Origin of the sequence: Micromonospora sp. WMMA1923, from assembly GCF_049179195.1 — a bacterium.
Taxonomy (GTDB): domain Bacteria; phylum Actinomycetota; class Actinomycetes; order Mycobacteriales; family Micromonosporaceae; genus Micromonospora; species Micromonospora yangpuensis.
The window spans coordinates 3120227-3134270 of sequence record NZ_JBMHLZ010000001.1; the positions used below are offsets into that span (position 1 = coordinate 3120227).

At 73.1% G+C, this 14044-nt stretch carries 13 protein-coding genes; 8 read left to right on the forward strand and 5 right to left on the reverse strand.

Features of this window, described 5'->3' with window-relative positions; all coding sequences use genetic code 11:
* The first annotated feature begins 40 nt into the window (after positions 1–40).
* The 6 genes from ACN28G_RS14040 to leuD are packed head-to-tail and all read left to right on the forward strand — an operon-like array spanning position 41 to position 5770.
* Positions 41–1297: an FAD-dependent oxidoreductase gene (locus ACN28G_RS14040; protein ID WP_091439852.1), complete on the forward strand. Its 1257-nt coding sequence runs from the start codon at positions 41–43 to the stop codon at positions 1295–1297.
* The gene (locus tag ACN28G_RS14045; protein WP_421479316.1) at positions 1294–1938 is read left to right on the forward strand and encodes an isochorismatase family protein; all 645 of its coding nucleotides are present in this window, start codon (positions 1294–1296) and stop codon (positions 1936–1938) included. The genes ACN28G_RS14040 and ACN28G_RS14045 overlap by 4 nt, the downstream gene beginning before the upstream one ends.
* 16 nt (positions 1939–1954) lie before the next feature.
* Positions 1955–3115, forward strand: coding sequence for a zinc-binding dehydrogenase (locus ACN28G_RS14050; RefSeq protein ID WP_091439858.1), 1161 nt, complete (start codon positions 1955–1957; stop codon positions 3113–3115).
* Positions 3112–3993 carry an isocitrate lyase/PEP mutase family protein gene (locus tag ACN28G_RS14055; RefSeq protein WP_091439861.1) on the forward strand — a complete coding sequence of 294 codons (882 nt, stop codon included), beginning with the start codon at positions 3112–3114 and terminating at the stop codon, positions 3991–3993. The genes ACN28G_RS14050 and ACN28G_RS14055 overlap by 4 nt, the downstream gene beginning before the upstream one ends.
* 5 nt (positions 3994–3998) lie before the next feature.
* On the forward strand, positions 3999–5279 hold the full coding sequence (locus ACN28G_RS14060) for a 3-isopropylmalate dehydratase large subunit (RefSeq protein WP_421480907.1): 1281 nt from the start codon (positions 3999–4001) through the stop codon (positions 5277–5279).
* Positions 5276–5770, forward strand: coding sequence for a 3-isopropylmalate dehydratase small subunit (gene leuD, locus ACN28G_RS14065; protein ID WP_091439868.1), 495 nt, complete (start codon positions 5276–5278; stop codon positions 5768–5770). Before ACN28G_RS14060 ends, leuD begins: the two co-directional genes overlap by 4 nt.
* Before the next feature lie 57 nt (positions 5771–5827).
* Here the strand turns inward: leuD and ACN28G_RS14070 are convergent, their stop codons facing one another.
* From ACN28G_RS14070 to ACN28G_RS14085, 4 genes are read right to left on the reverse strand one after another with little or no spacing between them, the layout of a single operon-like run.
* A complete protein-coding gene (locus ACN28G_RS14070) occupies positions 5828–6640 on the reverse strand; it encodes an ABC transporter ATP-binding protein (protein ID WP_091439873.1) in 813 nt (270 codons plus the stop codon).
* Positions 6637–7671: a FecCD family ABC transporter permease gene (locus tag ACN28G_RS14075; protein WP_091439877.1), complete on the reverse strand. Its 1035-nt coding sequence runs from the start codon at positions 7669–7671 to the stop codon at positions 6637–6639. Before ACN28G_RS14075 ends, ACN28G_RS14070 begins: the two co-directional genes overlap by 4 nt.
* Positions 7668–8708, reverse strand: coding sequence for a FecCD family ABC transporter permease (locus ACN28G_RS14080; protein WP_421479317.1), 1041 nt, complete (start codon positions 8706–8708; stop codon positions 7668–7670). Before ACN28G_RS14080 ends, ACN28G_RS14075 begins: the two co-directional genes overlap by 4 nt.
* Positions 8708–9745 (reverse strand): iron-siderophore ABC transporter substrate-binding protein, encoded by a 1038-nt coding sequence (locus ACN28G_RS14085; RefSeq protein WP_091439882.1) that lies wholly within the window; start codon positions 9743–9745, stop codon positions 8708–8710. Before ACN28G_RS14085 ends, ACN28G_RS14080 begins: the two co-directional genes overlap by 1 nt.
* Before the next feature lie 100 nt (positions 9746–9845).
* Here ACN28G_RS14085 and ACN28G_RS14090 point away from each other — a divergent pair, with 100 nt between their 5' ends.
* Together ACN28G_RS14090 and ACN28G_RS14095 are read left to right on the forward strand one after the other, a co-directional pair.
* Positions 9846–11540: an ABC transporter ATP-binding protein gene (locus tag ACN28G_RS14090; protein ID WP_229688600.1), complete on the forward strand. Its 1695-nt coding sequence runs from the start codon at positions 9846–9848 to the stop codon at positions 11538–11540.
* Positions 11537–13396 (forward strand): ABC transporter ATP-binding protein, encoded by a 1860-nt coding sequence (locus ACN28G_RS14095; protein WP_091439886.1) that lies wholly within the window; start codon positions 11537–11539, stop codon positions 13394–13396. The genes ACN28G_RS14090 and ACN28G_RS14095 overlap by 4 nt, the downstream gene beginning before the upstream one ends.
* Here the strand turns inward: ACN28G_RS14095 and rpsD are convergent.
* A complete protein-coding gene (rpsD, locus tag ACN28G_RS14100; RefSeq protein WP_091439890.1) occupies positions 13384–13992 on the reverse strand; it encodes a 30S ribosomal protein S4 in 609 nt (202 codons plus the stop codon). The two genes, ACN28G_RS14095 and rpsD, sit on opposite strands and share 13 nt — an antisense overlap.
* Positions 13993–14044 lie beyond the last annotated feature (52 nt).

The window sequence follows — 14044 nt, forward strand, 5'->3', positions numbered from 1 at the left end:
TTCGTACTCAATTTCTCATCTCACGAGAATTTGGTGAGGCATGACCTCCGCAACCGATCACCCCTCCGTTCTCCAGCGCCCGCTCTCCCCCGACACCGTGGTGGTGCTCGGGTTGGGGCCCGTCGGGTCGGTCGCCGCGCTGGCGCTCGCCCAACGCGGCATCCCGGTCCTCGCCCTGGAGGCCGCGCACGAGCAGTACGCCGACCCGCTGGAGTCGCGCGCCTCGACGTTCCACCCACCGACCCTGGAGATGCTCGACGAGCTGGGGGTCACCGAGGAACTCCTCGACACCGGCCTGCGGGCCCCGCGCTACCAGTACCGTGACCGGCGGGCCGGCGTGGTCGCCGACTTCGACCTCGCGGTGCTGGCCGAGGAGACCCGCTACCCGTTCCGGCTGCAGAGCGAGCAGAGCAACCTGGTCCGGATCATCCGCGAGCGGTTGCTCCAGATCCCGCACGTGCAGGTGGTGGTGGGCGCCGACGTCGTCGGGGTACGACCACTGCCCGACGGGATCGGACTGAGTGTGCGCACCGGCGAGGACGTCCACCTCGTCGACGCCCCCTGGGTGCTGGCCGCCGACGGGGCCAACAGCGTCGCCCGCCGTGACCTGGACATCGGCTTCGACGGCACCACCTACGAGGAGCGCTTCCTGGTCGCCTCGACCACCACCGAACTGGCCGACCTGCTGCCGGACCTGGCCTACGTCAACTACGTCTCCGATCCGCAGGAGTGGCTGGTCCTGCTGCGCACCCCCCGGCACTGGCGGGTGCTCTTCCCCATCCCCGACGGCACCGACCTGGACCAGGCCCGCGACCCCGCCGACGTGGCCCGCCGGCTCCAGGACGTCGCCGCCCACCCACCCGGCTATGACGTCACCCACACCACGCTCTACAACGTGCACCAGCGGGTCGCCGCGACCTTCCGGGCCGGGCACCTGCTGCTGGCCGGCGACGCCGCGCACATCAACAACCCGCTCGGCGGCATGGGCATGAACAGCGGCATCCACGACGCGATCGCCGCGGTCCGGGCCCTGCACGACACCATCGGCGGTGCCGCCGACAGCCTCGACGAGTACGCCACCACCCGCCGGCACGTGGCGATGACGTACATCCAGCAGGCCACCCACCGCAACTGGCAGCTCATGCAGGAACGCGACCCGGCGGTCCGGCAACAGCACCACGACAAGCTGCGGCGCACCGCCGCCGACCCGGTCGCCGCCCGCGAGTACCTGCGCGACGCCGCCATGCTCACCTCGTTCCGGGCCACCCTGCCGACCGGCTCCCCGGGACCCCGATGAGCACCCCGCAGACCGCCGAGGAGGCGTACCGGCGCGGCGCGTTCGGCGGCGCACAGCGCACCGGCCGCCGGCCGTGCCTGGTCGTCGTCGACCTCAACCTGGGCTTCACCGACCCCGCCTCGCCGCTGTCCTGCGCCACCGACCCGGCGGTCGAGGCGGTCCGCGACCTGCTGACCGCCGCCCGCTCCGCCGGCAACCCGGTGGTCTACACCAGCATCGAGTACGACGACGCGGCGGAACGCACCGCCCACGCCTTCGTCGCCAAGTCACCGAACCTGCTGCTGCTGCGCCCCGGCTCCCGGTGGACCCGGATCGACCCCCGGATCGCGCCGCGGCCCGGTGAACCCGTGCTGACCAAGCTGTTCGCCTCGGCGTTCTTCGGCACCCACCTGAACGCGCTGCTCACCGCCGAGCGCTGCGACAGCGTGGTCGTCGTCGGCGCGTCCACCTCCGGCTGCGTCCGGGCCACCGCCGTGGACGCCCTCCAACACGGCTACAGCGTCGTGGTTCCCCGCGACGGTGTCGCCGACCGGGCCACCGACGCCCACCAGGGGTCCCTGCGGGACCTGCAGGCCAAGTACGCCGACGTGGTGGACCTGCCGACCGCCCTGGCCCTGCTCGGCCGACCCCCCACCACCTGAGGCAGAGGAGACCCGGATGGTGCACGCCGCCGTACTGCACGACAGCGGGCGTACCCCGCCGTACGCCACCAGTCGACCGCTGGTGCTGGAGGACCTGACGCTGGCCCCACCCGGGCGGGGTGAGGTGCTGCTCGACCTCGCCTACGCCGGGCTCTGCCACTCCGACCTGTCCGTGGTCGACGGGGCCCGTCCCCGCCCGGTACCGATGGTGCTGGGCCACGAGGCCTCCGGTGTGGTCGCCGAGGTCGGGCCGGGCGTCACCGACCTCGCCTGCGGCGACCACGTGGTCTGCACGTTCGTACCCGCCTGCGGGGCCTGCCCGCCCTGCGTCGACGGCCGCCCCGCGCTGTGCCGGCCCGGCGCGGCGGCCAACACCGCCGGCACCCTGCTGCGCGGCGGCCGGCCGTTCCGCCGCGCCGACGGTCAGCCGCTGCACCAGCACCTGGGGATCTCCGGCTTCGCCCGGCAGACCGTGGTCTCCCGCGAGTCCCTGGTCCGCGTCGACGCCGACCTGCCGCTGGACGTCGCGGTGCTGTTCGGCTGCGGCGTGCTCACCGGCGCGGGCGCGGTGCAGAACGCCGCCCGGGTCCGCGCGGGCACCTCGGTGGCCGTCTTCGGACTGGGCGGGGTGGGCCTGAGCGCGTTACTCGCCGCCCTCGCCGCCGGCGCCTACCCGGTGATCGCGGTGGACGTGCTGCCGGAGAAGCTGGCCCTGGCCGCCGCGCTCGGCGCGCACCACACCGTGCGGGCCGGCACGGACGACACCCGGGCCCAGATCCGCGAGTTGACCGGCGGTGGCGCCGAGACGGTGGTGGAGAGCGTCGGCAACGAGCGGGTCCTCGCCGAGGCGTACGCGGTGACCGCCCGGGGCGGCACCACCGTCACCGTCGGGCTGCCCCATCCGCAGCGGGACCTGAGCATCCCCGCGGTCTCGCTGGTCGCCGAGGAACGCACGCTGCGCGGCTCCTACCTCGGCTCGGCGGTCCCCGCCCGCGACATCCCCCGGCTGATCCGGATGTACCGGGCCGGGCTGCTGCCGGTGGACCGGCTCGTCTCCCGCCACTACCCGCTCGACGAGGTAAACGAGGCGCTCGACGCGCTGCGCGCGGGTGAGGTCGCCCGTGCCCTGCTGGACCTGCGTACCACACCGCACACACCCGACCCGGAGGACCGATGAGCACCGCCCCGACCGCCCGTGACCTGCTGAGCCGCCCCCGCATCGACGTCGTCGCCGGGGCCGGCAGCCCACTGGAGGCACGGCTGGTCGAGGCCGCCGGCTTCGAGGCCGTCTACGTCAGCGGGTACGCCATGGCCGCCGCCATGCACGGCCGTCCCGACATCGGCATCCTGGACGCCGCCGAGAACGTGGCCGGAGTCCTCGCCATCCGCGCGGTCACCGACCTGCCGCTGCTTGTCGACGCCGACACCGGCTACGGCGACGTGGTCAACGTCCGGGACACCGTGCGCCGGCTGGAGCAGGCCGGCGCGAACGCCATCCAGTTGGAGGACCAGGTCTGGCCCAAGCGCTGCGGACACATGGCCGGCAAGCGGGTGGTCGACGTCGAGGAGATGCTGCGCAAGATCGACGCGGCGGTCAACGGTCGCCGCGACCCGGCCACCGCCATCGTCGCCCGCACCGACTCCCGCGCCCCGCTCGGTCTGGCCGAGGCACTGCGCCGGGTGGAACGCTTCCGCGCGGCCGGCGCCGACGCCGTCTTCGTCGACGCGCCCCAGAGCGCCGACGAGCTGCGTGCGGTCGGCGCGCTGGCCGGGGGCGGGCCCCTGGTGGTGAACATGTCCGAGACGGGACTGACTCCGATGCTGCCGGCCGCCGAGCTGGAGGCGATGGGGTTCAGCGTCGCCATCTACCCCACCGCCGCGCTGCGGGTCGGCGCGTACGCCACCCTGGAGCTGCTGCGTGGGCTGCGCCGCACCGGCGACACCCGGTCCGGCGCACCGGCGATGATGTCGCTGGACCAGCTCAACGAGCTGGTCGGGCTCGGCGAGCTGACCGCCTTCGAGGACACCGTCGCGGCCCGGACGGCCACCCGGTGAGCGGGATGACCCTCACCGCCAAGGTGCTGCGCGCCCACGGCGTCACCGACACGGTGCCCGGCGGCTACGGGCTGCTCGACGTCGACCTGCTGATGCTCAACGACGTCTCCGGTGCGGTGGCGCTGCGGGAGTTCGCCCGGATGGGCGCCGCCCGGGTGTTCGACCCGACCCGGGTGGCCTGCGTCGCCGACCACTTCTGGCCGGCCAAGGACATCCGCAGCGCCCACCAGGTACGACTGCTGCGGGAGTTTGCCGACGCGCAGGGCATCACCGACTACTGGGAGACCGGCGCCACCGCCGAGGCCGGCATCGAGCACGCGCTCCTGGCCGAACAGGGCCGGATCCGCCCCGGCCAGGTGGTGGTGGGCGGCGACTCGCACACCTGCACCGCCGGGGCACTCGGCGCGTTCGGCACCGGGGTCGGCTCGACCGACGTGGCCGCGGTGCTCGCCCTGGGCCAACTCTGGATCCGGGTGCCCGAGGTGCACCGGGTCACCTTCACCGGCCGACCCGCCCCCCACGTCACCGGCAAGGACCTGGCGCTGGCGTTGCTGCGCCAGGCCGGGGTCAGCGGCGCCACCTACGCCGCCGTCGAGTACGCCGGGCAGGCGCTGGCGCGGACCACCGTCGACGACCGGATGGCACTGTGCAACATGGCGGTCGAGGCCGGTGCGAAGACCGGCATCGTCCCGCCCGACGAGGTCACCCTGGACTGGCTGGAACCCCGGCTCGGGTACCGCCCCGAGGCGTTGACCCCCGACCCGGACGCACGCTACGACCGGGAGGTCACCATCGACGTGTCCGGCATGCCGCCGCTGGTCGCCGCACCGTGGAGCCCCGGCAACGTACGCCCGGTCGACGAGTTCGGCACCGGCATCCGGGTGCACCAGGTGTACGTCGGCAACTGCGCCAACGGCACCATCAGTGACCTGCGGGCGGTGGCCGAGATGATGCGCGGCCGGAAGGTCGCCAGGGGCACCCGTCTGGTGGTGGTGCCGGCCACCCAGCGCACCTACCGGCAGGCGCTCGCCGAGGGGCTGGTGGCGTCCCTCGTCGAGGCCGGCGCGATGATCTCCCCGCCGACCTGCGGGGCATGCTTCGGCGGCCACACCGGCATCCTCGACGACGGGGAGGTCGCGGTGGCCACCACCAACCGCAACTTCGTCGGCCGGATGGGCCACCCCGGTTCCCGGGTGTACCTGGCCAACGCCTGGGTGGCCGGGGCGAGCGCGGTCACCGGCGAGCTGACCGACCCGGCCGTGCTGCTGGCGGAGCGGGCCCGATGAGCACGCTACGCGGGCCGGTGGTCCGCATCGGCGACGACATCGACACCGACATGATGGTGCCCGGGGCGTACCTCAACGTCACCGACCCGGTCGAGCTGGCACCACACCTGCTCGAAGCGTACGACCCGGCGGTCACCGCCCGGATCGTGCCGGGCTGTGTGCTGGTCGCGGGCCGCAACCTCGGGATGGGTTCGTCGCGCGAGCACGCGCAGCTCGCCCTGCGCGGACGGGGGGTGCAGGCGGTGGTGGCGGAGAGCTTCGCCCGGATCTTCTTCCGCAACTGCGTCAACCTCGGCCTGCCGGTGGTGGAGCACCGGGAGGCCGCCCGGGCGCTGCGCGACGGTGGCGAGGTCACGGTGGATCTGGCCGCCGGGCTGATCAGCGCGGACGGGCAGCGGTGGCAGATCCCGCCCACCCCGCCGTTCGTGGCCGATCTGGTGGCGGCCGGTGGCCTGGTGCCCTGGGTACGCAGGCGGCTCGGCGCGAGCTGAACCCGCAGGTGCCCGGCCGTGGTCAGGCCGCGCAGGGGCAGCTCCCACCTGGTGGGGCTATACCCGGGCGGCCGAGACGTGGTGTCGGCCGATCGGCAACATCAGCGGCCGACCGGAGACCGGATCGGCGATGACCCGGCTGTCCAGGCCGAAGACGGCCCGTACACAGTCCTCGGTCAGCACCTCGGTCGGCGGCCCGGCGGCGTGCAGTCCACCGTCGGCCAGCGCGATGAGGTGGCCCGCGTAGCGGGCCGCCAGGTTCAGGTCGTGCAGCACCATCACGATCGTGGTGCCGCGGGTGGCGTTCAGGTCGGTGAGCAGGTCCAGCACCTCGACCTGGTGGCTGACGTCGAGGAAGGTGGTCGGCTCGTCGAGCAGCAGCAGCTCGGTCTGCTGGGCCAGCGCCATCGCGATCCACACCCGTTGACGCTGCCCACCGGAGAGTTCGTCGACCGACCGGTCGGCCAGGTCGGCGGTCTGGGTGGCGTCGAGGGCGGCGGCCACCGCACGGTCGTCGTCCCTGCTCCATCGCGACAGCAGGCGCTGGTGCGGGTGGCGACCCCGGCCGACCAGGTCGGCCACGGTGATGCCCTCCGGCGCGATCGGCGACTGGGGCAGCAGGCCGAGGGTGCGGGCCAGTTCCTTGGCCGGCATCCGGTGCACCTGCCGGCCGTCCAGCATGACGTGACCGGTTCGCGGGGCGAGCAGCCGCGACATCGACCGCAGCAACGTCGACTTCCCGCAGGCGTTGGCGCCGACGATCGCGGTGATCCGGCCGGGCGGGACGAGCAGGTCGAGCGATTCGATGACGACGCGGTCGCCGTAGCCGACGGTCAGTTTCTCGGTCGTCAGTGCGTGGTCGGTGGTCACAACGAGCCTCCGGCGCGGTTCGAGCGGACGAGCAGGTAGATGAGGTACGGGGCACCGAGGACCCCGGTGATCACACCCACTGGGAAGCGGATGTCGAAGGCGAACTGGCCGAGGAAGTCGGCGACCAGCACCAGCAGTGCGCCGACCAGGGCGGACGGCACCAGCGGTGAGCCGCCGGCCCCCACCAGCCGGGCGGCGATCGGTCCGGACAGGAAGGCCACGAACGCGATCGGCCCGGTGGCCGAGGTGGCGAACGCGATGAGGCCGACGGCCGCGACGATCGAGATCAGCCGGGTACGCTCCAGCCGGGTGCCGAGCGCCGCGGCGGTGTCGTCGCCGAGCTGCAGCATGGTCAGGCTGCGGGCCTGGGTCAGCAGCAGCGGGCCGAACACGGCCAGGGCGGCCAGCACCGGAACGGCCTCGTCCCAGGTGGAGCCGTTGAGGCTGCCGTTGAGCCAGCGGGTCGCCGCCTGCAGGTCCCACTGGCCGGCCTGGTTGAGGACGTACGAGGTGGCGCTGTTGAGCATGGCGGCGATGCCGATGCCGATCAGCACGAGCCGGGTGCCGGCCACCCCGTCCTTGAACGACAGCAGGTAGATGAGGACGGCGACGCCGAGCGCGGCGACGATGGCGAAGACCGAGACGCCCGTCTCGCCGAGGCCGAGCACGATGATGCCGAAGGCCGCGGCGGCGCTGGCCGCCGAGCTGATGCCGATGATGTCGGGGCTGGCGAGCGGGTTGCGCAGCATGGTCTGGAAGGTGACACCGCCCATGCCGAAGCAGAGCCCGGCCGCCAGGGCCAGGACGGTCCGGGGAAGCCGGAGTTCACCCACCGTGAACGAGGCGCCGGGGACGGTGTCGCCGAGGACGACCCGCAGCACGTCGCCGGGTGGGTAGACGGTCTGCCCGACCATCAGCGAGACGACGACCATGGCGGCCACCGCCGCCCCGAGGGCGGTCAGCACGGCGCGTCGTCGTCGGCTGCGCCGCACCCGGCCGCGGGTGACGGCGTGGAGGGTCGGGGTGCTCACAGTTCGCGTACCTTCTGCCGGCGGACGACGTAGATGAAGAAGGGTGCGCCGATCAGGGCGGTGATGATGCCGGCCTCGATCTCGTCGGGGCGGTTCACCACCCGACCGGCGACGTCCGCGGCGGTCAGCAGCACCGCGCCGGCCAGGGTCGCGAACGGCAGCAGCCAACGGTGGTCGAGTCCGACGAGCAGCCGGCACAGGTGCGGGACGATCAGGCCGACGAAGGCGATCGGGCCGGCGACCGCGGTGGCCGCGCCGCAGAGCACCACCGCGCCGGCGGCGGCGATCCCGCGTACCAGGGCGACGCGTTCGCCGAGGCCGGCGGCGAGTTCGTCGCCGAGCGCGAGGGAGTTCAGGGCCCGGGCGCACAGCAGGCAGACGGCCAGGCCGGCGAGCAGGAACGGCAGGACCTGGCCGATGCTGTCCCAGGTGGCTCCGCCGACGCCGCCGATCTGCCAGGACTGGAAGTTCTCCGCGATGTCGCCGCGGGGCAGCACGACCGCGACCACCAGCGACGCGAGGGCGGCGGAGGTGGCCGCCCCGGCCAGGGCGATCTTGAGCGGGGTGGCACCGCCGCGACCGAGCGAGCCGACCGCGTAGACGAACAGTGCGGACACCGCCGCTCCGGCGATGGCGACCCAGATGTACATGGTGGCGGTGTGCATCCCGACGGTGGCCATGGCGACGGCGACCGCCAGCATCGCGCCCATGTTCACGCCGAGGATGCCCGGGTCGGCGAGCGGGTTACGGGTGACGCCCTGCATCACGGCCCCGGACAGGGCCAGCGCCGCGCCGACCAGGGCCGCGAGCACCGTACGGGGCAGGCGTTTGACCACGGCCGCCTGGTCGAGCGTGTCGTGGATGCCGCCGAGAGCGGCGGTGATGTCGGCCCAGCCGACGATCCGGGAGCCGAAGGCGACCGACGCGGTCATAGCCAGCAGCAGCGCGGTGAGGACGACCAGGAGCCAGGTCAGGCGGGTCCGGGCCGGGCGTCGCCGCAGGGCGACGTCCGGCCCGGATGTCGTGTCGCAGGTCATCAGAGCTGGTCGGCGGCTTTGCCGAGCAGGTCGACGTAGTCCTTGAGCACGAACGAGACGCCCAGCGGCGTCGGGTTGGCGGCGGTGGCCACCGGGGTGCTGCCGGGCAGTGAGACGAAGGAGCCCCGCTTGATCGCCGGGATCTTGGAGAGCAGCGGGTCCTTCTGCAGGGTGGCCAGGGTGGCACCGTCGGCGTCACCGTAGGTCACGATGATGTCCACGTCGCTGAGGTTCTGCACCTGCTCGGCGCTCTGGGTGAGGCTGAACTCCTTGGTCGCCGCGGAGGCTTTCGCGATGCTCTCCGGGTGGGTCATACCGAGGTCGGTGAAGAACTGGGCCCGGGTGTCGTGCGTGGTGTAGAAGCTGATCTTGCTGAGGTCCGTCGGGTCGAGGTGGGTAAGGAACATCGCCGACCTGCCCGCCAGCTTCGGGTAGCGCGCGGCCTCGTCCTTCATCTGCTTCTCGATCTTGGTGATCAGCGCGTCGCCCTCGGCGGCCAGGCCCAGGGCCCGGCTCTCCAGCTTGATGCTGTCGCGCCACGACGTGGCCCAGGGCGCCTGCGGGTACGCGACGACCGGCGCGATCTTCGTCAGGGTGTCGTAGTCCTGCTTCGTCAGGCCGGAGTAGGCGGCGAGGATGATGTCCGGTCTGGTGTTCGCCACCGCCTCGAAGTCGATGCCGTCGGTCTCGTCGAACAGCACCGGTGTCGAAGCGCCGAGTTCCTTGAGCCGGGCGGCGTCCCAGGGCAGCAGTCCGTCACCGTCCTCGTCGCCGAAGTTGGCCTTGGCGTAGCCGACCGGCACGACCCCCAGGGCGAGGGGGACCTCGTGGTTGGCCCAGTTGACGGTGGCGACCCGCTCGGGTTTCTTCTCGATCGTGATGGTGCCCAGGGCGTGGGTGACGGTCAGCGGGAACGTCGCCGTGTCGGATCCGGACGCGGCGGGCGTGTCGTCGGTGCCGGCGGAACCGCCGCAGGCAGCGAGGACGAGCGTGGTGGTGACCGCGACGATTCCGGCGAGCAACCGGGAGGGGCGCATAAGGAGTACTCCAACTCACATAGTAAGGGAAGGCTTACCTAAGACGTGATCGGTAAAGTACTCCACGTTCCCGATGCCGTCTACCAGGGGGTACAAGGCAGTGAGCAAGGCCAGTGCCGGCACCGCCATCCTGCGTAGGGCGGTCACCCGCAACGGGCGACGCCTCTGGACCGGAACGGCCCTGGCCGGCGTCTACCAGCTCTGCGCGGCCCTGGTGCCGATCCTCGTCGGCGTCATCGTCGACCGGGGCGTGGCCACCGGAGACCTCTCCGCACTGCTCAGCTGGATCACGGTCCTGGCGTCGGTCTACCTCGTCCTGGTGGTGACGTACCGCTTCGGCGCGCGACACCTGCAACGGGCCATCGCCGAGGAGGGCCACCAGCTACGGGTCGAGCTGGCGGCGAGGATCCTGGACCCGCGCGTGCTACGGACCGAGCGGCACACCGGCGACCTGCTCGCGGTCACCACCACCGATGCCGAGTACACCTCCTACCTGCTCGACCACATTCCGCGGATCACCAGCGCGCTGGTGGCGGTCGCGGTCAGCGCCGTCGCGCTGCTGCTGATCTCGACGCCGCTCGGGCTGACCGTGCTGATCGCCATCCCGCTCGTGCTGGCGGTCCTCAACCGCACCGCACCGCTGATCGCCCGACGCGTCAGGGAACAGCAGGACCAGGCAGGTAGGGCCAGCGCGCTCGCCACGGACCTGGTGACCGGGCTGCGTCCGTTGCGCGGCATCGGCGCCCAGGACGCCGGCGTCGAGCGGTACCGCCGGGTGAACCGCCACGCCCTGGCGGCCACGTTGCGCGCCTCCCGGACCCAGAACACCTACCTGGGCGCGTCCACGATGCTGAGCACCCTGCTGGCCGGGGGCATCGCGCTCATGGCGGGCTGGTTCGCGCTCACCGGCCGCATCACGGTCGGCCAGTTCATCACGGTGATCGGTTCGGCGCAGTTTCTCATCGAACCGTTCGGCGTGCTCGCGGTCGTACCCAGTTGGACCGCCGCCGCCCGCGCGGCCGCCGACCGGGTCGCCTCCGTCGTCCGGGCCGGGGTGGTCCTGCCCGAAGGTGCCGCCGCACCCGGCGGCAGCGAGTGCGAGCTGCGCCTGGCCGACGTGACGTACGGTCCTCTGGCCGGTCTGCACCTGGACGTCCACAGCGGAGAGTTCGTCGGTGTGGTGGCTCGCCGGCCGGCGGACGCCGAGGCGCTGGCGCGGCTGCTGGCGGTACCCGACGCCTACACCGGTGACATCCTGCTCGGCGGCGAACGGCTGGAGGCCGTGGACCGCGGCCGGGCGCGTCGCGTGCTGCACAGCGAACCGCACCGCTGCGACCTGTTCACCGGCACCCTCGCCTCGAACATCGCCCTCCACGAAGACGACGGTGAACGACTCACCGAGGCCCTGCGCGCCGCGGCCGCCGACGAGGTGGCACACCAGCATCCGGAGGGCCTGCGCATGCCGGTCACCGAGCGCGGCGCGAACCTCTCCGGCGGCCAACGCCAACGCGTCGCGCTCGCCCGCGCGCTGCTCGCCAGGCCGCCGCTGCTGGTCCTGCACGAACCGACCACCGCCGTCGACGCGGTCACCGAACGGGCCATCGCCGACGGCATCCGCGCGCTGCGGCACGGGCCGGGTGCCGGCTACGGCACCCTCGTCATCACCAGCAGCCCGACACTGCTGGCCGCCACCGACCGGGTCGTGTTCATCGGGGACGGCACCGTCGCCGCCGAGGGCGCCCACGCCGAACTCGTCACGCACCACGACAGCTACCGCCGGGCGGTGCTGCGATGACCCACCCGGTCCTGCCCGTGGCCAGCCCGCGCGAGAGCAGAGCGTGGCTCGGCGCACAACTGCGGGCCCGCCCGGGCGCCACCGGCCTCACCCTGGTCGTCGGGCTGCTCGCCGCGGCCACCGCGATCGTTCCCGCCTACGCCCTCGGCCTGCTTGTCGACCGGGTCCGGGCCGGTGGCGGCACCGACGCACTCGTGCCGGTCGCCGTGGTCATCGTGGCCGCCGCGGTCGTGGGCGGCCTGGCCACCGGCCTCAGCGCCCAACTGATCCGCCGGTTGGGCGCGCGGATTCTCGCCGACCTGCGCGAACGTGTCCTGGACACCGCGCTGCGCCTGCCCGTGGCCGTGCTCGACCGGGCGGGCCGGGGCGACCTGGTCTCGCGGGTCGGCGCGGACGTCAGCGCCATCGACAGGGCCGTCTCCGAGGTCCTACCCACCATGATCTCGGCAGTGCTGCTGGCGGCGATCAGCCTCGGCACGATCATCGGCATCGACTGGCGGCTCGGGCTGGCCGGCGCGGTCGCCGTCCCGCTCTACCTGCTCGGGTTACGGTGGTACCTCCCCCAGGCCGCACCGGCATACGCGGCCGAGCGGGTCGCCATCGCGCAGCGGTCGCAGCAGTTCGTCGAGAGCACGCAGGGCATCCGCACGGTGCACGCCTACCGGTTGGAGGATCGGCACCTCGCCGGCATCACCGCTGCCTCCGCACGCGCCCGGGACATCTCGACGAGCGTGTTCGCCCTCTACACCCGGTTCGTGGGACGCATCAACGGGGCGGATCTGACCGGGCTCGGCGCGGTGCTGGTGGTGGGGTTCCTGCTCGTCCGCCAGGGCACCGTCACCCTCGGCGAGGTCTCGGCGGCCGCGCTGCTGCTGCACCGCCTGTTCGGCCCGATCCTCATGCTGATGGTCACCTTCGACAAGGCCCAGGACGCGGGAGCGAGCCTGGCCCGCCTCGTCGGTGTGCTCCGCACGGATCCCGAACGCCGTACGGGCGGCACCGCGACGTCAGCGCACGACCTCGTCCTGGCCGGTGTCAGCTTCAGCTACGACGGGGCCACGCCGGTGCTGCGCGACGTCTCCCTGCGGGTCGGGCCGGGCCAGGTGGTCGCGTTGGTCGGCTCCACCGGCGCCGGGAAGACCACCGTCGCGTCGATCGCCGCCGGGGTCCTGCGCCCCGGGCACGGCGAGGCCACCCTGGGCGGCGTCCCCGTCACCGAGCTGCCCGCCCGCACGATCGCCCTGGTCAGTCAGGAGACCCACGTGTTCGCCGGCCCGCTCGGCGAGGACCTGCGGCTGGCCCGCCCGCACGCCACGCCGGAGGAACTCACCGCGGCCCTGGCCCGCGTCGGCGCCCTGGCCTGGGCGCTCAACCTCCCCGACGGCCTGGACACCGTGGTCGGCGACGGCGGCCACCGGCTGACCGCGGCGCAGGCCCAGCAGCTGGCGCTCGCCCGGGTGGTGCTGCTGGACCCGGCGGTCGTGGTGCTCGACGAGGCGACCGCCGAAGCCGGCAGCGCGGGTGCGCGCGACCTCGAACAGGCGGCCGCCTCGGCGCTGGAGGGGCGCACCGCCCTGGTCGTCGCCCACCGCCTCACCCAGGCCGTGGCCGCGGACCACATCATCGTCATGGACCATGGTGAGATAGTCGAGAGTGGCCCGCACGCCGATCTGGTCGGCGCGGACGGAAGCTACGCCCGCCTGTGGGCGGCGTGGACCGCCCGGGCCACCACCGGCACGCAGCCGATCCGCACCGACGCCACCGCGGGGCCCGCGGTGGGCAGCGGCGACCCGCCGGTGCCGCACCGGCGGCACGTACGGTGGACCGGGTCGCCGCTGACCGCTCAGCGGGAGTAGAACTCCACCACGAGCTGCTCGTCACAGATCACCGGCACCTCGTGCCGGGCGGGCTCGCGCAGCAGCGTGGCGCGCAGCCCGGTCAGCTCCACCGACAGGTACGGCCGGGGCCGGTCGTCGGCGTGCGCGCCGGTGGCGGCGAGCTGGAACGGTGGCAGGGCGCGGCTGCGTTCGCGTACCGCGACCACCTGTCCGGGCCGCAGCCGGTACGAGGGCCGGTCGACCTTGCGCCCGTCGACGGTGAAGTGGCCGTGCCCGACGAGCTGGCGCGCCTGGTAGATGCTGCGGGCCAGCCCGGCCCGGAGCACCACCGCGTCGAGTCGCCGTTCCAGGAGCGCGACCAGCGACTCGCCGGTCTTCCCGGCGCCCCGGACGGCCTCGTCGAACGTGCGGCGCAGCTGGGCCTCGCTGACGTTGTACTGGTGGCGCAGCCGCTGCTTCTCCAGCAGTCGCACCTGGTAGTCGGAGGTCTTGCGCCGGTTGCGGCCGTGCACGCCCGGCGGGTAGGGACGTCGCTCGAAGTACCGCACGCACTTGCGGGTCAGTGGGATGCCAAGGGCTCGGGAGAGCCGGACCTTGGGGCGGGGGTGGTTCACGTCGACGTCTCCGATCGAATGGTCTAGCCTGCAACTTAGGTAAGGCTAACCT

Bases quoted from the DNA above. Each gene is read 5' to 3' on its own strand.
- ACN28G_RS14040 (WP_091439852.1), top strand. From the start codon at position 41: ATGACCTCCGCAACCGATCACCCCTCCGTTCTCCAGCGCCCGCTCTCC.
- ACN28G_RS14045 (WP_421479316.1), top strand. From the start codon at position 1,294: ATGAGCACCCCGCAGACCGCCGAGGAGGCGTACCGGCGCGGCGCGTTC.
- ACN28G_RS14050 (WP_091439858.1), top strand. From the start codon at position 1,955: ATGGTGCACGCCGCCGTACTGCACGACAGCGGGCGTACCCCGCCGTAC.
- ACN28G_RS14055 (WP_091439861.1), top strand. From the start codon at position 3,112: ATGAGCACCGCCCCGACCGCCCGTGACCTGCTGAGCCGCCCCCGCATC.
- ACN28G_RS14060 (WP_421480907.1), top strand. From the start codon at position 3,999: ATGACCCTCACCGCCAAGGTGCTGCGCGCCCACGGCGTCACCGACACG.
- leuD (WP_091439868.1), top strand. From the start codon at position 5,276: ATGAGCACGCTACGCGGGCCGGTGGTCCGCATCGGCGACGACATCGAC.
- ACN28G_RS14080 (WP_421479317.1), bottom strand. From the start codon at position 8,708: ATGACCTGCGACACGACATCCGGGCCGGACGTCGCCCTGCGGCGACGC.
- ACN28G_RS14085 (WP_091439882.1), bottom strand. From the start codon at position 9,745: ATGCGCCCCTCCCGGTTGCTCGCCGGAATCGTCGCGGTCACCACCACG.
- ACN28G_RS14095 (WP_091439886.1), top strand. From the start codon at position 11,537: ATGACCCACCCGGTCCTGCCCGTGGCCAGCCCGCGCGAGAGCAGAGCG.